This is a genomic window from Echinicola sediminis, from assembly GCF_054777495.1.
The window spans coordinates 48,980-68,734 of record NZ_BAAHAP010000008.1; the positions used below are offsets into that span (position 1 = coordinate 48,980).

At 43.3% G+C, this 19,755-nt stretch carries 17 protein-coding genes; 6 read left to right on the forward strand and 11 right to left on the reverse strand.

Annotated elements, in window-relative coordinates; genetic code table 11:
• The first annotated feature begins 3 nt into the window (after positions 1–3).
• The 3 genes from rfbB (at position 4) to ACYVAA_RS03465 (ending at position 4,633) form a co-directional block, all read left to right on the forward strand.
• Complete coding sequence (gene rfbB / locus ACYVAA_RS03455) at positions 4–1,053, forward strand: dTDP-glucose 4,6-dehydratase (RefSeq protein WP_460538664.1); 1,050 nt, start codon at positions 4–6, stop codon at positions 1,051–1,053.
• Between the two features lie 325 nt (positions 1,054–1,378).
• Complete coding sequence (locus ACYVAA_RS03460) at positions 1,379–2,179, forward strand: polysaccharide biosynthesis/export family protein (RefSeq protein WP_460538665.1); 801 nt, start codon at positions 1,379–1,381, stop codon at positions 2,177–2,179.
• A 3-nt stretch (positions 2,180–2,182) separates the two neighbouring features.
• Positions 2,183–4,633, forward strand: coding sequence for a GumC family protein (locus ACYVAA_RS03465; RefSeq protein ID WP_460538666.1), 2,451 nt, complete (start codon positions 2,183–2,185; stop codon positions 4,631–4,633).
• Between the two features lie 17 nt (positions 4,634–4,650).
• Here ACYVAA_RS03465 and ACYVAA_RS03470 read toward each other — a convergent pair whose 3' ends face one another.
• Both ACYVAA_RS03470 and ACYVAA_RS03475 read right to left on the reverse strand, forming a co-directional pair.
• Entirely contained in the window at positions 4,651–5,895 is a 1,245-nt protein-coding gene (locus ACYVAA_RS03470) for an anthranilate synthase component I family protein (RefSeq protein ID WP_460538667.1), read from the reverse strand.
• A gap of 75 nt (positions 5,896–5,970) precedes the next feature.
• On the reverse strand, positions 5,971–6,693 hold the full coding sequence (locus ACYVAA_RS03475; protein WP_460538668.1) for a YceI family protein: 723 nt from the start codon (positions 6,691–6,693) through the stop codon (positions 5,971–5,973).
• Positions 6,694–6,839: 146 nt separating this feature from the next.
• Here ACYVAA_RS03475 and ACYVAA_RS03480 point away from each other — a divergent pair, with 146 nt between their 5' ends.
• The gene (locus ACYVAA_RS03480; protein ID WP_460538669.1) at positions 6,840–7,355 is read left to right on the forward strand and encodes a gamma carbonic anhydrase family protein; all 516 of its coding nucleotides are present in this window, start codon (positions 6,840–6,842) and stop codon (positions 7,353–7,355) included.
• Between the two features lies 1 nt (position 7,356).
• Here the strand turns inward: ACYVAA_RS03480 and ACYVAA_RS03485 are convergent, their stop codons facing one another.
• From ACYVAA_RS03485 to ACYVAA_RS03505, 5 genes are all read right to left on the reverse strand, one after another.
• Positions 7,357–8,523: a hypothetical protein gene (locus tag ACYVAA_RS03485; protein WP_460538670.1), complete on the reverse strand. Its 1,167-nt coding sequence runs from the start codon at positions 8,521–8,523 to the stop codon at positions 7,357–7,359.
• Between the two features lie 116 nt (positions 8,524–8,639).
• A complete protein-coding gene (locus ACYVAA_RS03490) occupies positions 8,640–10,076 on the reverse strand; it encodes a hypothetical protein (protein ID WP_460538671.1) in 1,437 nt (478 codons plus the stop codon).
• 384 nt (positions 10,077–10,460) lie between these two features.
• A complete protein-coding gene (locus tag ACYVAA_RS03495; protein WP_460538672.1) occupies positions 10,461–11,471 on the reverse strand; it encodes a cytochrome d ubiquinol oxidase subunit II in 1,011 nt (336 codons plus the stop codon).
• A gap of 3 nt (positions 11,472–11,474) precedes the next feature.
• A complete protein-coding gene (locus ACYVAA_RS03500) occupies positions 11,475–12,800 on the reverse strand; it encodes a cytochrome ubiquinol oxidase subunit I (protein ID WP_460538673.1) in 1,326 nt (441 codons plus the stop codon).
• A gap of 122 nt (positions 12,801–12,922) precedes the next feature.
• A complete protein-coding gene (locus ACYVAA_RS03505; protein WP_460538674.1) occupies positions 12,923–14,005 on the reverse strand; it encodes an acyl-CoA synthetase family protein in 1,083 nt (360 codons plus the stop codon).
• A gap of 154 nt (positions 14,006–14,159) precedes the next feature.
• On the opposite strand from ACYVAA_RS03505, the gene ACYVAA_RS03510 reads away from it, so the two are divergent.
• A complete protein-coding gene (locus tag ACYVAA_RS03510; RefSeq protein WP_460538675.1) occupies positions 14,160–14,993 on the forward strand; it encodes a 1,4-dihydroxy-2-naphthoyl-CoA synthase in 834 nt (277 codons plus the stop codon).
• 235 nt (positions 14,994–15,228) lie between these two features.
• Here the strand turns inward: ACYVAA_RS03510 and menD are convergent, their stop codons facing one another.
• Genes menD through ACYVAA_RS03525 form a run of 3 tightly spaced genes read right to left on the reverse strand, consistent with a single transcriptional unit; the run spans position 15,229 to position 18,540 of the window.
• A complete protein-coding gene (menD, locus tag ACYVAA_RS03515; protein ID WP_460538700.1) occupies positions 15,229–16,905 on the reverse strand; it encodes a 2-succinyl-5-enolpyruvyl-6-hydroxy-3-cyclohexene-1-carboxylic-acid synthase in 1,677 nt (558 codons plus the stop codon).
• A 7-nt stretch (positions 16,906–16,912) separates the two neighbouring features.
• On the reverse strand, positions 16,913–18,115 hold the full coding sequence (locus tag ACYVAA_RS03520) for a chorismate-binding protein (protein WP_460538676.1): 1,203 nt from the start codon (positions 18,113–18,115) through the stop codon (positions 16,913–16,915).
• 2 nt (positions 18,116–18,117) lie between these two features.
• Positions 18,118–18,540, reverse strand: a complete 423-nt coding sequence (locus tag ACYVAA_RS03525; protein WP_460538677.1) for a hotdog family protein — start codon at positions 18,538–18,540, stop codon at positions 18,118–18,120.
• 54 nt (positions 18,541–18,594) lie between these two features.
• Here ACYVAA_RS03525 and ACYVAA_RS03530 point away from each other — a divergent pair, with 54 nt between their 5' ends.
• Positions 18,595–19,227 (forward strand): histidine phosphatase family protein, encoded by a 633-nt coding sequence (locus tag ACYVAA_RS03530; RefSeq protein WP_460538678.1) that lies wholly within the window; start codon positions 18,595–18,597, stop codon positions 19,225–19,227.
• On the opposite strand, the gene ACYVAA_RS03535 is transcribed toward ACYVAA_RS03530, so the two are convergent.
• The gene (locus tag ACYVAA_RS03535; protein WP_460538679.1) at positions 19,208–19,618 is read right to left on the reverse strand and encodes a hypothetical protein; all 411 of its coding nucleotides are present in this window, start codon (positions 19,616–19,618) and stop codon (positions 19,208–19,210) included. The two genes, ACYVAA_RS03530 and ACYVAA_RS03535, sit on opposite strands and share 20 nt — an antisense overlap.
• Positions 19,619–19,755 lie beyond the last annotated feature (137 nt).

Sequence of the window (19,755 nt, forward strand, 5' to 3'; positions counted from 1 at the left end):
ATCATGCAAAAAACTATTTTAATTACCGGAGGTGCTGGTTTTATTGGAAGCCATGTAGTGAAACTGTTCGTTGCTAAATATCCAACCTACAAAATCATCAACCTTGATTGCCTTACTTATGCGGGGAATTTGGAAAATCTGAAGGAGGTGGAAAGTGCCGAAAATTACTTTTTCGAAAAGGTCAATCTGTTGGATGAGGAAGAACTTAAGCGCGTTTTTGAAGAACATCAGGTGTCCGATGTGATTCACTTGGCAGCGGAATCACATGTGGATAGATCCATTACAGATCCATTGGCTTTTGTAAAAACCAATGTAATTGGCACTGTAAATCTTCTGAATGTTGCCAAGAGTGCCTGGAGAGAGAAAGAAGGGCATTTGTTCTACCATGTTTCGACCGATGAAGTCTACGGCTCACTGGATGATGGTGGTTTTTTTGAGGAAACGACTTCCTATGACCCTCAATCGCCCTATTCAGCCTCAAAAGCCTCTTCTGACCATTTTGTCAGGGCTTATGCGAATACATATGGGTTAAAGACCGTGATCAGCAATTGTTCGAATAATTATGGTCCCAATCAATTTCCTGAAAAATTGATCCCTTTGTGTATCCATAATATAAAAAATAGCAAGCCGCTGCCCGTCTATGGAAAAGGGGAAAATGTCAGGGACTGGCTGTATGTGGAAGATCACGCACAGGCAATAGATGAGATTTTTCATAAGGGCGAAAACGGAGAAACCTATAATATTGGAGGTTGGAACGAGTGGAGAAATATTGATATTGTTAAATTGCTGTGTGCGGTGATGGACAGGAAACTGGGAAGGAAAGAGGGGCAGTCGGAAGATCTGATCACATTTGTGAAAGACAGGGCAGGACATGATCTGAGGTATGCCATTGATGCCAGCAAACTAGAAAAGAATTTAGGGTGGAAGCCATCATTGCAGTTCGAAGAAGGCATAGAAAAAACCGTGGATTGGTACCTGGAAAATGAAGAGTGGTTGGATCGTGTAACCTCTGGCGATTACCAGAAATATTACGAAGACCACTACCAGTCTTAATTTATGCTAATAAGATGGGAGGCCAGAAAAAGAATAGTCAAAAGTTCAATTTGACTATTCTTTTTGTTTGGGAGCAGTTTATAGCGCCAGGTGTCATGCGATGCTGTTACTAAGTTGCTTTTGCCCACTTGAAAGGCATGGGATAAAAAGGGGAGGAAATAAGAAGGTTTTTGTACTGGTTTTTGGTGGAATCGGGAAGGAAGTACTCATTTCTTAATCTAACTACTATGGAGAGGCAATTGGTAGGCTCCTGAAAGTTTTATAAATTTCCAAACCTTAGATATTTAAGTATATTTGGTGGTGCTTAACCTCAATTCAGGCCTTGATGAAACAACTATTATTCTTACTATTACTTTCGACTTTTTTTGTTTCTTGTATCAGCAATAAGCGATTAAACTATCTTCAAAATTTACCAGGAAATAAGCCTATAGAATTGAATGAGTTTATCCCTTATGCAGATGTCGACTATGAGTATGTTTTGCAGCCCTTTGATATCGTGGATATTGATTTTGCCTCTTCTGATGAAGAATTGACCAAAGCGTTTGAATACCAAGGGTCAAGGATTTCCCGGGCCGGAGGAGCTGGTGGAGGCGGAGATATTTTTTATTTTACGGGTTATAATATTGATAAAAATGGAATGGTCAGGATTCCCAAGCTTGGGCTGATCAAAATTGCCGGACTTACCGAAGAGGAAGCCAGAAAAAAAGTGGAGGATAGAATAAATGAGTATTTCAAGGAGGAGGTTTACGTTCGCTTAAGAACAGGAGGCATTCGTTTTACCACATTGGGTGAATTTTCAAACTCCGGGACAAAAGTCATTATGAAAAACCGGGCAACGATTTTTGATGCCCTGGCTTTAGCGGGAGAAAGTGATATTTTGGCCAAGAAAAACGAGCTTTATTTGATCCGACAGTACGACGGAGGAGTTAAGATCCACCAAATCAACCTAAATGACAGGGCTTTGTTGGCATCTTCTTACTATTTTATTCAGCCCAATGATATTCTTTACCTCCAGCCAATGAACATCCGACAGGTAGGTGATGCGAATAACTTGACCACAGCACTGCAGTTGACCATTGGACTGATATCATCCGTACTGTTTTTTATTGCATTGACTCAAAATTAATCTATGATAGATCAGCAAGACATTTCGAAGTTTGAGGAGGAGGTTAAGCCCATAGATATCAAATATTACCTTATCAAATATTCAAGGTATTGGCCGCTTTATTTGATATGCATCATGATCTCACTGACCTTGGTTTTCTTATACCATCGGTACAGTGTGGAGCGGTATGAAGTGAAGGGAAGCATACTCATAAAGAACAACCCATCCCCTGAAGTCCGGATTTTGGACAGGTCGAATATTTTTTCGGGAATGAATAATCTCGAAAATGATATTTTGTTGTTTACTTCTAAAAATCTGGCATCTGAGGCATTGAAAAAGTTGCATTTTGATGTCAGTTATTTTGCTTCGACTACCATCAAAGAAGTAGAGCTTTATGATAAGTCCCCGATTCGAGTAAATGTAGATAGGGATTATAGCCAAGAGGAAAGTGGACCTATGCAATTGACAGTGCTTTCCGAAGAGGAATTCAGTCTGTCCAAGAAAGAAAGTGGCTGGCTGGATTATATTTTTGGAGGTGTCGGCGGGGACTTTGATGATGAAATTCTCGACAAGACTTTCCAGTTTGGAGATACGATCACCACCTCACATTCCAGGTTTACAGTGGAGAAGCTGCGTTCAATGAAAGCAGGGGATAACCTTTCTTTTACAATTCACAATCCGGCAGCTTTGGTAGACCGCTATGCCAATGCGGTTTCTGTGCGTTTACAAAATAATTACGGGTCGGTATTGGTAGTTACCGTGGTGACCACTGTGGTAGAAAAAGGGAGTGACTACGTCAATGCATTGATGGATTCTTATATAGAACATGACCTTAAGGAAAAGAACCTCATGTCCGAAAATACGCTGAAGTTCATCGATGAGCAGATGTTTATTTTAGAGGATTCGCTAAAGGCGGTTGAGCGGAAAATGTTGAGCTTTAAAGTGGACAACAAACTGCTTAATGTAAGCTCTGAGTTTGGCGGAGTTTTGGGAAGAATACACACCTTGGAGGAGCAAATTCAAGAACTGGATTTTGAGTTGGGATATTACAGGTCCTTAAAGAAGTACCTGGATAGTAAATCCGGTGATTTCAGTGGGGTATTGGCTCCTTCAATGATGGGGATCAGTGATGGCCTATTGAACAGTATGACCCAAAGTCTGATAGATATTTCCCTGGAGCGGAGAAAGCTCCTTGCTGCCGTTAAGGAAAACCACCCAGATGTGGAGAAATTGGAGGATCAGATGCAGCGTCTAAGGGAAAACATAGATGAAAATATCAGTAATCTGGTGGCCAATACCGAGGCAAAGAAATTGGAAGCCCAAAGAAAGCTGGCCGAATTGGATGAAGAGTTTTCTGCCCTTCCCCAAACTGAATCCAATTACACCAATATCTTTCGGGAATATAAACTGAGGGAAAACCTTTACAATTATTTGTTGGAGAAGAGGGCCGAAGCAGGTATCGCCAAAGCCTCCAATGTTCCGGATAATTCAGTGGTGGATTACGCCAAGAAGGGCAGCCTTATTTTTCCAAAGAAGTCGCAAAATTATGGGATGGCTTTCGGACTCGGTTTCTTTATCCCCTTAGGCCTGCTATTGCTGTATCAATACTTAAACAATAGGATAGTGGATCAAATCCAACTAAAGAATGCTATCCGTATTCCCTTATTGGGTACCATTGGATTTAGTGACAAAGACACCAATATGTTGGTGGCCGAGTTTCCTAAAGCAGTTGTTTCGGAGTCATTCAGGTCACTGAGGTCTGCTTTGTTCTATATAGAAAGTGAAAAGCGCTGTAAAAGAATCTTGGTCACCTCAAGTGTTTCCGGGGAAGGAAAAACGTTTGTAAGCCTTAATTTGGCCTCGGCCATGGCTCTATGTGGCAAGAAAACCTGTGTCATAGGGATGGACTTAAGAAAACCCCGGATTGCAAATTATGTGGGGATAAGCAATAAAAATGGCCTCTCTACCTATTTGGTTGGAAAGGCCAACCTGGAGGATATTGTCCACCAAACGAAATATGAAAACCTTTATTTTGTGCCTTCTGGCCCTGTTCCACCCAATCCTTCGGAGTTGTTGCTAAAGTCAAAAATGGAGGATTTAATTGCTGCCTTGGAGCAGGATTTTGAGGTCATCATCATGGATACCCCGCCTTTGGCGTTGGTGTCAGAAACGATGGATTTGCTGAGGTTTTCCGATGTCAACTTGTATATCGTAAGGCAGGACTATACCCATAAAAAGTACCTGTTGATGATCAATGACTTATATGCCAATGATCAAATCCGTAATTTCTATTGCGTGTTTAATGGTCTCAAAGCAGGTGGCGATGTGTATGATTTTGGAGGATATAATTATGGGTATGGATACAATTATTCCTACATCCGTAAAAATAATTATACCGGGAATTATTATGAAGATGATTTGAAGACTACTCCAGATGGATGGCTGAGTAAACTGTTGTCCAAATTTAGGGTTTGATCCAGCAGGAGAGGCCATTAATTTTCTTGAAACAGGCTCAAAATAGCATTTGCTTTAAGCAGGCATTCCTCGTATTCGTATTCTGGATCAGCGTCATAGGTAATCGCACTGCCAGCTGCGAAGTACAATTTATTGGTTTCTTGGTCTATGACTATGCTTCTGATGATTACGCTAAAGTCAAAATCCCCCTCATCAGATAGGTAGCCGACGGCACCACTAAACCAGCCCCTTTTGAAGTTTTCATAGTGCTCGATCAGTTCCATGCATTTGATTTTTGGCGCACCGGTCATGCTGCCCATGGGGAATGTGTGGGAAATGATCCTGTCAAAGCTTGCTGTCGGCTTTAAAGTCGATGAAACGGTAGAGATCATCTGTGAAACTTGTCTGAAAGGATAGATCCCGAACAGTTCGTCCACCTTGACGGAGCCTGGGTCGGAAATCCAGGAGAGGTCGTTTCTCATTAAATCGACTATCATCAGGTTTTCTGCCTGTTCCTTTTCACTCTTTTTTAGTTGTTCCATCAGCCTAAGATCTTCTTCCGGTGACGAGCCTCTTTTGATGGTGCCTTTGATGGGTTGGGCAATGATTTTTTTGCCTTTCTTTTTGAGGAACCTTTCTGGTGAAGCGCCGACTAAATAGTGGCTTTTTGCCTTGAAAAAACAGCTAAAGGGCATAGGCGATTTGTCCAGTAATTTCCAATAGGTCTCTATGGGGTCCAGGTAGTCGAAAGCTGCGCTGAAGGCCATGCAGTAATTCATTTCATAGATATCACCCTCTCTAATATGGTCCTGGATATGTCTTACGTTTTGAATGTACTCTTCTTTGGAGGTATGAAACCTAATAGGGTGAACTTTCTGCTGTTGGCTTAATTGTTCGGTTGCAAGAATATGCTGAATGATCTCTGCATGTTTTGGATGGTCAATACAGATGGATTTTTCATTGAAAAACAGGGTGATTTCCGGTAGGAAAAATAGGGTTTCCGGACAACTGACCAAGGAGGGGTTTTTACTATGGAGCCTTTCAAATTTATTTTTGAGGTCGTAGCTGAAGATACCGGATTTAGGGCCGGGATGGGAATCCAAGTCATTCCAGTTTACAGTTGTCGTCCCGGCGTAGAGCATGTGGCTAAAGCCATTATTGGGGTAGGGGATATCGTTAGGATTGAAATAGGAAACATAAGGGAAGTTGTGGCAGGCCCATTGAAGGGTTTTTTTAAGTAAACCGGTTACTAGAGGGTATTCCTTTAGGTGCTCATGATTCATGCTGTAAAATTAGGGGAATGGGCATAAAAAAAGAGGAATTCTAAAGAATTCCTCTTTTACTGAAAGTTTGGTTGATTAATTGGTTTTGATTTCAAAACCTACATTGACTGTATTGTAGATGAATTTGTCTTTAGCCTTATCTACAGCGGTGCTCTCGTCCCCATAAGACAATCCCCAGTCTGTTCTGTCGATGTTAAAGCCAGCCTTGGCTGAAACTTGGCCGTTTTCCACATCAATTGCAGCAGGGAATTTAATGTTTTTAGTAGTCCCTCTCATCGTAAGGTTACCACTGATCCAGTGGGTAGGGCTTTCTACGATCTGCTCGCTAAGGGTATTGGGGGTGTAGTCTGACTCGAACTCTTCTTTGTCCTCGATCTGTGCATCAGAAGCAAAAGGTTCTACGGCTGTCACTTCAAAAGTAGCCTTAGGATGGTTGGCAGCATCGAAAAAGTCAGGAGACTGCAGGTGGCCCTGAAGTTTTCCGTAACTTTCGGAACCTTCTTCCAAGTCGTCAATTTTCAAGGCAGTAATGTCAAAAGTAAAGGTTCCGCTGGTGATATCGGATCCTTTTAAGCTGATTTCCCCGCCTGTCACAGGAATGGTGCCAAAATGTTTTCCCGCAGGTTTGTAGCCTGTCCAGGAAATTTGGCTGGAAGCTGGATCAATAGTCACGGTTTTTCCGGTGGCGGCAGCCACTTCTTGGGCTTCGGTGGTTTCTACGGTTTCACCTTTTTGTCCGCAGGAAGCTACCAATAATGCACCTGCAAGAAAAAGACCAGTTGTTTTGATAATTTTCATAGTTGTTTGATTTAGATAAAATGTATTCAAAATTAATGTATATACATCTAAATTTAAAGTTAGGAAAAAAGGTTCAATATGTTGTTAAAAAAATTAGTTTTGATTGTCAATAAAAGGTTAAGATATCAATAAACTGAACATAAATTATGGCATTGATAAAGAAAATAAATGGCAAAGAGCCGAAAATGGGCAGTGACTGCTGGCTGGCAGACAATGCTACAGTAGTAGGGGATGTAAGCATGGGAGACAATTGCACCGTATGGTTCAATGCTGTCGTAAGGGGAGATGTACATGAAATTAAAATTGGTGACAGGACCAATATTCAAGATGGGGCAGTGATCCATTGCACCTATCAAAAAGCCGGAACATATATAGGCAGCAATGTGTCCATTGCCCATAATGCCATCGTGCATGGATGTACGATTCATGATAATGTGTTGGTCGGAATGGGAGCTGTAGTTATGGATAACGCCGTGGTACACAGTGGTGCCGTGATAGCTGCGGGGGCAGTTGTCTTGGCCGGTACCGTGGTGGAGGCCAACAGCATTTATGCAGGGATGCCTGCTAAGAAGGTAAAAGCTACCGGTCCTGAAATGCTGGAGGTAATTACCCGGACGGCAAACAATTACCCGAAATATGCCACATGGTATCAGGAGGGCTGATTTAGTCAGGGGCCATTTTAGGCGTGAGTTGGCAGCATCTGGCGATAACTTGAAGCCCATTTACGACATAGGAAGTAGAAGATCCTATGATTTTCATGTTTCTACACAGTAAAAGGGAGACGGGCAAAAGTGGAAAAATGCCCGGGTTCTGATCTTTGTTGCCATTGGATAACCATCCGGGTGACTGACCGTTGATGGCCCAGCCATTCATGGACAATAAATAGCCTAAGAGCCAGGGTCTTGTTATGTCGGCCCTGGTATAGGAAAAACTCACTTTCACATTGTTTTGATGGCTGTCTTTTAACACGGTATCCATGACAGGCCAATTTTTTACCATATCCTTATCGGCAAAATTATAAGGGGTCAAATAGGAAGGGTGGTAACTCGTACTTGGGTTATTGACGCTGCTTACTGAGGTAGTGCCGAAAAGCGTATTGGCATTGTGCAGCACCTTGACGATCAATGGAACGGTATCACCATTGCTGGATTCTTCTAAAAACAGGTTCGTTGACTTATTTTTTATCTTTGGATGCTGTCTTATCCGTGCGGTATAAGTTCTCGATACAGCCTTTTCATGTCTGGCTGAAAGTTTTTTTCGGATATCACTTAATGAGGCTTTCATGCTTTCGGGAATTGTAGAAGCAGGATTCCCGCTGATGATTTTAGCTGCCATGTCAAGGGAGAGTTTACGCTCAAGCTCTAATAGGGATTCCCGTTCCCGAGAAAGTAGTAAGTCCTTTTTGTCATTTATTTTTTTTTGAATACTGTTTTTTGCCAATTCCTTATCGTTTTCTTGAAGGGTGTGAAAAGGGCTGACTCTTCTTTCTGAGGCAGAGACCATTTCCAGTGATGAATCTAGCGGCCTGGCACTGAGTATGAGGTCTCCATAAACATCTTCTATGGAGTTGGAACTAGGAGTGAAATTTTTGCTGAACAGTGGGATAGGGTTGACAAGTCTGGAGATGTTTTCCGTAGAGGACATCAAGCCGTTTGGATGATTGGCTGTCCATGGGTTGGCATACTGGGAATCGTCCAGCGTTTCAGGAGGCCAAGAGAATAGAAACTGAATGTTTTTACCTTCTACGCCACCAAAGGAGCCTTGGGAAAATCCTGAGACAAACAGGTTTTCCAGTTTTTTTTGTATCACAGGATCTTCGAATAGGGCCATTTTTAAGCAGTTTTAGATTAGAAAAAAAACTAACATACGGTTCAGCTGAACCGTATGTTAGCCTACTAAAAAATAATTGTTGGACCAATCTGTACATTCCTCTTGGAAAGTACGGGTTACTTTTCCATTGCTGCAGTACTGGATTTCTTTTCAGCAACGGCCGATCCTTTTTGCGGTGGAGCAAATGGAATCAATGTGTTTATCCATCCTATAATCTGAAGACCCGGATTCGAAATGGTGCTTCCGTCAAAAGAGGAATTGAAACTTTTGTCAGTACTTCCTTGGGAGTATGATCCGCTGATGGCAAATGGACCCCAGCCAAAGCTGGCAGAAGTGCTTAACTTACTTTCAACCAATGAAGAGTCCTCATGGGAAAAATCAGCACTTATTTTTAGGTCCCTTACGGCGATAAAACCTGTGGGCAATAGAGGAAAAGGAGTTTCTAAAGACTGATTTTTGGTACCATTGGATAATCCTCCTGGAGCATACTGCTCTCCAAGGTTCCATCCTTTCATGGAGTAAAGCAGATTGTTATACCAGGGCCTGTCAATGGTAACTCTACAGAACTTAAAGGTAACTTTCAGGTTTTGGGTGTCACTGGACATTTGGTGGTGACTGTCTTCCTTGTCAAAGCTGCCTCCTACACTCCAAAGGCCCCAGCCTGCATTTCCTCCAGCGCTCATTTTGGTGAAATCAGAGTGTTCGGAGGTATGGATTTCACTGGAATCGATGGTTACTTCCGTCCAGTCTTCTGCTGCATTTGGTGCAAACCAGTTGGCCGGCATGGCATAAGTAGGGTACCAGGTTTTATTGGGGTCAACGATCCCTGCTCTTCTGTAGGCCTGGAAGGTTTCTCTAGCTTGCTTAAAAGCTACCCCCACTTGGTTGTTGGAAGACTGTGCCAAAACGGCCAGCATATCTTCTACTTTGGTTTGCTGGGCGTTGATCAGGTCTTCGTAAGCGGATTGGACGTTGGACTGATAGGTTGGGCCTATTAAGGCAAACTTTCTCTGGTCTGCTGGTTTTTTCATGTCAAACTGAAAATAGTTTGACATCAATGATACTACAGCATCATTGTAAGCTTTTAGCTTTCTTTTGTAGTTGCTGTAAACGGGAGAATCTACCTTGACCGTGACGGGCTTGCCTTCATCATTATAAGTTGTACCATCTGTATGTAGGAAGTTAAAGGCTTTTTCGTAGGCATCCTTGGCTTTTGGATCTTCAGGTGGTGGAATTACCTGAGCGTTTACAGTGCTTTCATACACTTTTGTCAACGTATTTCCATTGGGGCTGGAAATTGGATTGAGGGACATGAGGTTGTCCGACAGTGTGGAGAAGTTTTCAGTAGAAGCAGGGCTTCCGTCAGGGTTATTGGGCCCCTGTGCATTGGCAAACTGACTAATGTCTATTTGTTGTCCTGGCCAGTTTAAACTTAAATAAGTTTGATCCGCTTGGCTTGTAGAAGGGCCTTGGGTTCCTTCAGGAGGATTGGTATATGCACTAAAAAGCGTGTCATAAATTGCTTGAAGCATTCTTGAATTTTGATCAGACATGACTAAAATGGTTTTTCGTTGAAATTAAAAATGAGTGTACTTTTCCCTCCCCGTTTTGGGGCGGTATTTCCGGAAAATGTAAGGCTAGCTACTAGTGTGATCCCTTAAGGTTCAATACAAAACTGATCAAAAAACAGGTTGGGGAACAGCGTATTATTGCTTGTTTGAAAAATCAGGTATAAACACCTGTATTATGTAGAGATATGTGTTTTTTCTGTAAAATAATGCTTTAAATATCCGTGTTTTTTAGTTTCATAATCCAGGGTAAAGGGAGGGGTGTAGAAAGTCTACTACCGAATATCAATTGTGCAATTAAGAATGCTGAACGGATTACCAAATAACTTAATAACCAATTCCCCTGTAGCCATCCCTGTGCCTTGGTCTTTAATGCACTTCGAAAGGCCGCTTTTGGAAGCTATAAATCAGGTAATAAAGTGCCGGTAAAATTAGCAGACTTCCGAGAAGTAGGGCCATTCCTAAGCTGAAAAGGGTGGATTCCCCTGCTGCGGAATTCTCTAAAGTAAACACGGCATCCTTTGCCAAGATAAAATTGGGGTAATGACTGCCGAGCAATGTCATCAGAATCATGGTGATTTGAAACCCTACGAGGATTCTTGGTGAATAATTTTTCTTTTTATGGAGAAGGTACCAAGTTACCGGCAGAGATAGGGTGGCACCGATAAGGCCTGCAAGACCAAAAGGATGTAGAAAAAGTTCTTTAAAAAGAGGAATTCCTTCAATTTCACCAACAAGGAAAACAATTCCTCCCATTATCACGGTGAGTATATTCATCCGGATGGCTTTTTTTCGGAAAAGATCCCTGTCTTCCCTGGTATTGGCCTCGCCAATGAGGTAAACAGCCGCCAAGAAACCACAGATTACTACGGTGAATACCCCAACACTGAGGGGAAACCATCCCAGCCAAGGGGTTATATACGCACCCACAAAGTCCTCAGCATTGAGATCAATCCTTCCCGAGATGACCGTTCCTGCAAGGATTCCCAAGAACATGGGGGTCATAAAGGAAGAATAAACAAAGATCAGGTTATAGATTTTTTGGAAGTGGTCCTTGACCGCATCATAATGCCTGAAAATGAAGGCCGTTCCTCTGGCGATAATCCCGATCAGCAACAAAGAAAGCGGGATATGCAGGTAAATAGAAGCGGTGGCATATATTCCGGGAAACCCCACAAAGAGGATGACGATGGCGATGATGAGCCACATGTGGTTCGCTTCCCAAATAGGACCTATGGCCTGATAAGTAAGCAGGCGGGTCCGTTCTTTTTGAGATCCTCCGGCAAATAGCTCAATGATACCGGCCCCAAAGTCCGCTCCTCCAAAAAGTAAGTAAAAGAGTAGGGACAGGTATAAAAAGGCAATGACCACGTATAACATAGCTTATTGGTTTAACGGTAATAGAAGATCTTGGTCCTTTTCAAGGTTCTTGATTTGCCTGATTAACAAAATGGAAACAATGGCAGTTAAAGAAAGGTAAATGGCGGAGTAAAGCATAAAGGAATATACAATTCCAGGCATGGGGGTCACGGCATCTTTGGTCTTCATGATGCCATAGAGGATCCATGGCTGACGGCCTACTTCTGTGACAAACCATCCTGCTTCCACAGCAATGAAGCCCAAAGGGGTAATGGCGGCAAGTAAGGCCAGGTACTTGCTGGAATAAATGTAAGGTTTGGATCGCCATAGACCAAATAGCCAGGATGCGCCGATAAGCATCAACAGGGTGCCACAGCCTACCATTATCTGGAAAGCAAAATGAGTAACCATAACAGGTGGATGTTCCTCTTTGGGTATTTGGTCAAGACCGGTAACTTCTGCATTAAAATCACCGTGAGCCAAAAAGCTCAAAGCACCTGGGATTCTGATGGCATAATCCACGGTTTGGTTTTCTTCATCAGGAATGCCGCCAATAATCAAAGGGGCTCCTTTTTCGGTGTGGAAATGGGCCTCCATGGCCGCTAGCTTCGCAGGCTGTCTTTTGGCGACATCTTTGGCAGAGATGTCACCGCTTAAAGGCTGCAGAATAGCCGCTACCGCTCCCATGGTCAGGGCGATTTTCAGCGCGCTTTTGTGAATTTCTGTATTCTTTCCTTTGATCAGCATCCAGGCATGGATGCCCGCCACCGCAAAACCGGTGGCAACAAAGGCTGCTAAAATCATATGCAAGGCTTGGGAGAACCAGGCATCATTAAACATTGCAGCAATGGGGTCGATATTGATGTATTGTCCGTTTACATAATCAAAACCTGCAGGGGAGTTCATCCAAGCATTTGCTGCCACAACCAGTATGCCCGATGCCAGCCCGCTAAGGCCTACCACAACCCCTGTGAACCAATGGAACCAAGGGTTGAATTTCTCCCACCCATAAAGAAAAAAGCCCAGTGCAATGGCTTCAATAAAAAATGCTGTCCCTTCCAGGGAAAAGGGCATGCCGAAAATGGGGCCTGCATGTTTCATGAATTCTGGCCAAAGCAAGCCCAGTTCAAATGACAGCATGGTGCCCGAAACCGCTCCGGTCACAAAGAATATGGCAACCCCTTTGCTCCATGCCTTGGTAAGGATTTTATATTTTTCTTTTCCCGATTTAAGGTATTTGTAATGGGAGATTGCCATCAGGAAAGGCATGATCATGCCGATGCAGGCAAATATGATGTGGAACCCAAGAGATAGTGCCATTTGTGACCTGGCGGCCATTAAATCATCCATACCTTAACTGTTAGAAATCCGTAATACTCAGTTCAATTTACGGTATTTATTCCGTAAAGTTAAAAGGTGATTCGCCTTGGCAGTTCAGCCTCTTCCGGGTTTTTAAGGGGATTTAACCATTGTCAGGACTTTTCTAAGGCGATTGTTGTATTGTCTCTTCGTTTGATTTTGCCGGAAGGGGTTTCTATGAAATTTTCTAAAAAATAAACTTTTTTTGGTCTTTCATATTTTCCCAGGATTTCGGCCATCTCTTCCTGTAGGAGCTGTTCTTGTTGTGGAGATCCGACAGCTTCAATGATTAAAACCACTTCTTCCCCCCACTTTTTACTGGGACGGCTGGAGATAAAATACCTCACTCCTCCCCACTGTTTTTCCATCACAGGGGAGATTTTGGTCTCTAGGATTTCGGGTTGGATTTTAAGCCCTCCAGAGTTAATGGTAAAATCAGCTCTGCCTTTCCATATGAACTGGTTTTCTGAAAGAAGCTCTACGATGTCATTTGTAATCAATGGAGCAAGGGCCATGGGGGCTTCTATGGTCAATTTCTTTTCAGCAGTGGTGCCAATCTTCACGCCAGGAAGACTTTGGTAAATCAGTGGAGGCGCTCCGGTGATCTTGGCCAGTGCAATGTGGGAAACTGTTTCGGTCATCCCATAGGTTTGATAGGCATTGCAGGATAAGTGGGAGATGCTTATTTGCAGCTGTGGGGAAATAGGGGCCCCGCCAATGATCAGGTGGGCTATTTTATTGAGGTTTTCGATTGTCCGGCTGTCCTGTAAAGAATTTTCGACCTGAGCGGGTACCATGGCTACAAAATCAAAATGTTGATCTACCACCAAGTCGGAAAGGGGATTTCCGGTGGGTTCTTTCAGGTATAGGCAGCTGTCCCAAACCATTGCCCTGACAAGCATCATCTTTCCTGCAATCATGGCGGTGTTAAGGCAGCAAAACAAGGATGCGTTGGCCGGGATACCAAAGAACTTTCCCGTTGCCCCTGCGCTGAGAAGCATTTGGTTTCGGGTAACGGAGATGGTTTTGGGTTTTCCAGTGGATCCGGAAGTCTGGAGTTGGAAGTTTTGCCGGTCGTTTAACCAATCTTTGCAGAATGAGAGGGAGTCCTCGAAATAGGGTGGAAAAGCAGGCCAGTGTCCTTCTTTAATCTGCTCAAAAGTAAGTTGATGGTTTTCAATGATGATTAGCCCCATGTCTGCCAATGCTATATTTTAAGCAAAAATAATGATTTTATATTGGGAGAAAAGCGGCTGCTCCATACGTACAAAATCAGGTTCAATCATGCTTTATAGGCTTAAGGCTGTTATCTTGCGGGTAAATCAATAAAAGCATCAAATTATTAGAAATATGGAATGGAAAGTCGTCAAAGAATTTAAGGACATAACGTATAAGAAATGTGATGGAGTGGCCCGTATTGCTTTTAACAGGCCTGAAGTGCGGAATGCTTTTCGCCCTCAAACCACCAGTGAGTTGTTTGAGGCATTTTTAGATGCCCGTGAGGATACTTCCATTGGTGTTGTGCTGCTTTCTGCCGAGGGACCTTCTCCAAAAGACGGTGTATATTCATTTTGTAGTGGAGGCGACCAGAAAGCCAGAGGACATCAAGGATATGTAGGAGATGATGGAATGCACCGTTTGAATATTTTGGAGGTTCAGCGGTTGATTCGTTTTATGCCGAAGGTGGTCATAGCCGTTGTTCCAGGATGGGCAGTAGGAGGAGGGCACAGCCTGCATGTGGTGTGTGATCTGACCTTGGCCAGTAAAGAACACGCCATTTTCAAGCAGACTGATGCTGATGTTACCAGTTTTGACGGTGGTTATGGCTCTGCCTATTTGGCAAAGATGGTGGGACAAAAACGTGCCAGGGAGATATTTTTCCTAGGCCGTAACTATTCCGCCCAGGAGGCATATGAAATGGGGATGGTCAATGCCGTAGTGCCACATGATGAACTCGAAGCTACTGCTTATGAGTGGGCGCAAGAGATTTTGGCAAAGTCACCTACCTCCATCAAAATGTTGAAATATGCTTTTAACCTCACCGATGATGGAATGGTAGGGCAACAGGTGTTTGCTGGAGAGGCTACCCGGCTTACCTATATGACAGAAGAGGCGCAAGAAGGCCGAAACGCTTTCCTTGAAAAGCGAAAGCCGAATTTCAAAGACATCAAATGGATTCCCTAATCCATAAGTTATTCCAAGGCCTGCATTAAAGAATTAATCTTTAGTGCAGGCTTTTTTTTAAAAGAGGGATTACACAGATCTACTTGGCGTAAGACAATTTTACACGGAAGAGAACGCTTTTCTGTGGGACTCTGGGTATTCCGAGAGAAAGTTTTCTGATTAAAAGCTACTGGTACCATAGCTGATGTACCTATTCCCTAATAACCTAGTAGCCAACTAACCATTCCATATCAGATTAAAATCCCGCCTTCAAGTATTCTTTGACACCTTTGAGAATTTCCGTGTTTTTTTTACTGTCAGAATGGATTTCCAGTATTTTAGGATGAATGGAAGGAAGGTAGAAGTCCTGAAGGGCTTCGGATAGCTCTTCCTCGTTTTTTGCATTGAAATGCTCAAACTTAAAGTCTTTGGCTAGGTTTTCGGCCGTGAGGGACTGCTTGGTTTCGAAGAACTCTTCCAGCTCAGGCTGCCTGCTGGGCCCATCAATGATCCTGAAAATACCCCCTGCATGATTGTTGAGCAGGATGATCCTTAGGTTATTATAAGGGTAATTATGCCAGAAAGCATTGCGGTCGTAGAAAAACGCCATATCACCGGTGATGAGGGTGACAAATTCCTTGGTGGTAAAGGTGCAGCCTACTGCCGTTGAGTTGGAACCATCAATACCGCTTGTTCCCCTGTTGCAGATGATTTCCTGCTTTCTCGGTCCCAGAAAGTTGACATAGCGTACGGCCATACTATTGGCCAGATGGAGTTTGGATTTTTCCGGTACCTGCTGCAGGACCAGCTGTAAGGCTTTCCACTCCCCAAAACCTGCCTCTTTCAAAGCCGGAGTTAGTTGCTTTTCCAGTTTTTTGTCGGCTTCATACCAGGCTTTAAAGAAATGTTCCGGGGTTTCTTGAAGGGTTTTGTTCAGAAATTCCAGAAAGGAAATGGGGGAAGCGTACACCTGCTTATTTAAGCTTTGGTAGGTGTCCGGGGTATAGCCATCAGGTTGGACATGCCAATGCTCTGCTCCTGATTTTCTAAGGAACAGTTTCAATGATTTAGATATGATCGATTTTCCAAAACTGATGATCAAATCAGGTGAAAGCGATGCCGGTTCACAAAGAGGCAGAAAGAGATCGTGAAAATTGACGGTGTTTTCTGACTGCATGTTTGAAATGGAATCAGTCACCACAACCGCCTTTTTGCTTTTAGTAAGTTCCTTGATCAGTTGTTGTGTTTTTTCACAGGGAATCTGCTGTCCGGGTACAATCAATATCTTACTGAAGCGATCGAGCGTGTTTTTTAGTTTGACCTGATCCTCCATGCTTAAGGTCCTGGAGCCTATCAGCTGGTCAATAATGGGCAGCGGTTGGGAATAATCGAACTTATCCGTTGTTTCAGGGTAAAAAGGTTCCCGAAACGGAATGTTGAGGTGTACTGGGCCTGATGGATAGGCCATTGAGCTATTGATGGCTTCATTGCAGATCCGGTGGGCATGCCAGGTCTTATCCTTGTGGGAAAAGTCATCTGGAAAACGGAAGTCTTTTTTGATGTGCTGGCCGTAAATCTTTTCCTGTCGGATAGTTTGTCCATCCCATTGATCTATCCATTCAGGTGGCCGGTCTGCAGTGATTAGGATTAAGGGGATCTGCTGGAAATAAGCTTCAGCTACTGCTGGCGCATAATTCAGCGCAGCAGATCCACTGGTGCAGACCAATATAACGGGCTTTTTTAACTGTTGGGCCATGCCCATGGCAATGAATGCCGCTGATCGTTCATCGGATACCGTTCTGCAGTGGAATTCAGGGTGCCTGGCAAAGGCCAAAGTAAGGGGCGCGCACCGTGAGCCAGGGGATAAAATGACGTTTTTGATTCCTTTACGGGCGCAGATGGCCACCAGGTCTATAATCGGTTGGATGGTCAAGGTGTCTTTATTGAATGAATTTTCCGATAATATCACATTTTAAGGAAGTCTCTTCCCATTCTTTTTCTGGGTCGGAGTCTTCGGTTACTCCTGCACCGGCATAGAGAATCACCTCATCGTTTATGAATTGTGCCGTGCGAAGGTTTACATAAATTGAAGTTTGTTCTTCAATATTGACCGGGCCTATAAATCCAGAGAAAAATGACCGGTCAAATGTTTCGTTGTTTTGGATAAAGCCCATGGCTTTTTCTTTGGGTGTGCCGCAGACCGCAGAGGTGGGGTGGAGAAGTTTCAGCATTACGGCCCCCAGTTGCGGGAAGTTGGTGGCTTCCATATCCACCCTGAAGTCGGATCTCAAATGGAGCAGATTCCCCGCTAGCACGGTCTTGGGACCATTCTCCTCATATTCCCTAAGCCGGATCTTTTTAAAATTGTTGACAATGTACCTGGATACCAGTGCCTGCTCCTCAATTTCTTTTTGGGTCCAAGCTGCATTTTTAATGGGATTGTCCCCTTGGGCTTTTTGAGTGCCCGCTAAGGCCATTGTATAGAAATAATTACCTTCTGTCTTGATCAGAACCTCTGGTGTGGCGCCCAGCCAAGTGCCCACACCCGGGATGTGAAAGAAGTTGACAAAGGCATTAGGGTAGTTTTTACAAAGGTTCAGAAAGGTTTGGGTTAGGTCAAAGCCCTCCTTTATGCCGACCTTCTTCAAGCGGGCAGGGACCACTTTGGCCATTTCCCCTTGATTAATAGCTGCAATGCCTCGTTTGACCAGATCAATGAATGCCTCCTTAGGAGTGGAAAGAATATCCTCGTGTTCCTGCTTGTTTTCAAGGTTGCCTCTCAAAAACTCCCGTATTTTCAGTTTTGTCTGAGTAGCATCCAGCTTGTGACTTTTAAAGTCTAGCTCTTCTTTAGGAGAAGGGAGATCCATCTCCAGTTTGAAATAATCACTCGCTTCAAGAAAATAGGCTTTGTTGTCCTCTTCTTGGGCAAAAGTGTGGGCAATAAAACCCTGGGGCAAACTTTCCAGTTCCAGGGCTACTTTTTTGATTTTTTCTGTTTTGTCCAGCACCAATTGGATGGAATTGTTTTTGGGAGATTTCCAAACAGCAATTTGATGGCCACCACAGAGAGCTTCGAAAAGCTTTCTGTCAAGAAATTCTTCTAATGTGGTGGTGGAAAGCGAGGCGGTTGATATATCCATTACTATTTTTTATCCAGGACAGCAATAGTGATCCGGCTGACACAAGTTAACTCTTCGTTTTCATTGAAAACCTTTATTTCCCATACATGGGTTTTCTTTCCCACATGAAGCGGCTTTGCTATCCCTCTGACCTTGCCGGAGCGGGCTGATTTAAGGTGGTTGGCATTTATTTCCAGGCCAACACAGTATTGTTTCTCCGGGTCCACGCAAGCAGTAGCGGCCACACTTCCTAAGGTCTCTGCCAAAACCATGTTAGCACCTCCATGTAAAAGCCCATGGGGCTGCTTGGTCCGGTGATCTACTGGCATGGTCGCTTCCAGGAAGTCTTCTCCTATGGCCGTGAAGCGGATGTCGAGATGCTCAGCCATATTGCCTTTACCTAACTCATTTAGCAATTCTAAGTTTAGGTTTTGGTTAAATATCATGTATTTTGGAATAAAAGCGTTTTCTTTGAAAATTGTTAACAAAAATAAAGAATCTTGAGTACTAAAAAAATTTACCTGGTCAGACATGGCCAGACGGATTATAACCTAAGAGGGGTGGTGCAAGGCAGCGGGATCGATGCTCCCATAAATCAGACGGGCATACAGCAAGCCGAAGCATTTTACGAGGCCCATAAACATATCCAATTCGATAGAATATATTATACCGGCCTGCAGCGTACGCGACAGTCCATAGCGCAGTTTTTGGAAAATGGAACAGTCCACGAGGCTGTGGAGGAATTCAATGAAATAAGTTGGGGCAGATATGAAGGGATTCCGATGACCAAGGAAGAAAATAATTATTATCAAAAAATGCTTCAGAAATGGTCAGAAGGACAATTGGATTTCAGTATTGAAGGAGGAGAGTCCCCTAATAAGGTTTTTGCGAGATTGAAGAAAGGGCTGGAGTATGTGCTTTCCCAAGAAGGAGATACCATACTGATATGCATGCACGGCCGCGCAATGAGGGTCATGCTTAGTTTAATGCTCGATTATGACCTAAGGTTTATGGATATTTTTGATCACCATAATTTAGGGTGTTATGAGCTGACATTGATGGCGGACGGACGATTCAGAATGGACCGTTACAATAATGTCAAGTATTTGAAGCTTAAAGGACTGACTGTATAGATTTGGCTTTTTTCTTATCCAAAGAAGCATAGAAAGTGGAGAGCAGTTCTTGGTAGCTTTCCTTGGATTCGTTCAGATCAATGATCCTAAAAGCAATTTCCTGTAAAGGCTTCCAGGTGGATTTGTTGATTTGAACCATAGTCTGTCCGAACTGGCAAGTGTCAAACTCGCAATCGGGGACTTTTATAAAGAGTACCGCATCGGAGTTACCAGTGTAACTTTTGGTGTCGAATTTCTCATAGAAATTCAACTCTATGTACTCTGTACTAGATTTGAGTTCCTTCAACTCTTTTTTGCTGAAAATTACCAAAAAGGTCTTTTCTTCGGGTTTCTTACAAAACCCCGCAGATACTATTAGGGTGAATAGCGTGGCTAATACAATATGCTTCATTTGAGAAATATAAAAAAATAATCAAGAGTTTTCAAGTGCTTGAGATTCAATTAGTAAAAAAATATTTTAGACTAATCCCTTGGGAGTGTCCTTAAAAAAATAGTGATGAGCTGTGGCTTTGCCGGTGTAAGAGCAAA

Bases quoted from the DNA above. Each gene is read 5' to 3' on its own strand.
- ACYVAA_RS03465 (WP_460538666.1), top strand. From the start codon at position 2,183: ATGATAGATCAGCAAGACATTTCGAAGTTTGAGGAGGAGGTTAAGCCC.
- ACYVAA_RS03535 (WP_460538679.1), bottom strand. From the start codon at position 19,618: ATGAAGCATATTGTATTAGCCACGCTATTCACCCTAATAGTATCTGCG.
- ACYVAA_RS03520 (WP_460538676.1), bottom strand. From the start codon at position 18,115: ATGGATATATCAACCGCCTCGCTTTCCACCACCACATTAGAAGAATTT.
- ACYVAA_RS03475 (WP_460538668.1), bottom strand. From the start codon at position 6,693: ATGAAAATTATCAAAACAACTGGTCTTTTTCTTGCAGGTGCATTATTG.
- ACYVAA_RS03485 (WP_460538670.1), bottom strand. From the start codon at position 8,523: ATGGCCCTATTCGAAGATCCTGTGATACAAAAAAAACTGGAAAACCTG.
- rfbB (WP_460538664.1), top strand. From the start codon at position 4: ATGCAAAAAACTATTTTAATTACCGGAGGTGCTGGTTTTATTGGAAGC.
- ACYVAA_RS03480 (WP_460538669.1), top strand. From the start codon at position 6,840: ATGGCATTGATAAAGAAAATAAATGGCAAAGAGCCGAAAATGGGCAGT.
- ACYVAA_RS03495 (WP_460538672.1), bottom strand. From the start codon at position 11,471: ATGTTATACGTGGTCATTGCCTTTTTATACCTGTCCCTACTCTTTTAC.
- ACYVAA_RS03470 (WP_460538667.1), bottom strand. From the start codon at position 5,895: ATGAATCATGAGCACCTAAAGGAATACCCTCTAGTAACCGGTTTACTT.
- ACYVAA_RS03505 (WP_460538674.1), bottom strand. From the start codon at position 14,005: ATGGGGCTAATCATCATTGAAAACCATCAACTTACTTTTGAGCAGATT.
- ACYVAA_RS03510 (WP_460538675.1), top strand. From the start codon at position 14,160: ATGGAATGGAAAGTCGTCAAAGAATTTAAGGACATAACGTATAAGAAA.
- ACYVAA_RS03500 (WP_460538673.1), bottom strand. From the start codon at position 12,800: ATGGATGATTTAATGGCCGCCAGGTCACAAATGGCACTATCTCTTGGG.
- ACYVAA_RS03460 (WP_460538665.1), top strand. From the start codon at position 1,379: ATGAAACAACTATTATTCTTACTATTACTTTCGACTTTTTTTGTTTCT.
- ACYVAA_RS03525 (WP_460538677.1), bottom strand. From the start codon at position 18,540: ATGATATTTAACCAAAACCTAAACTTAGAATTGCTAAATGAGTTAGGT.
- ACYVAA_RS03490 (WP_460538671.1), bottom strand. From the start codon at position 10,076: ATGTCTGATCAAAATTCAAGAATGCTTCAAGCAATTTATGACACGCTT.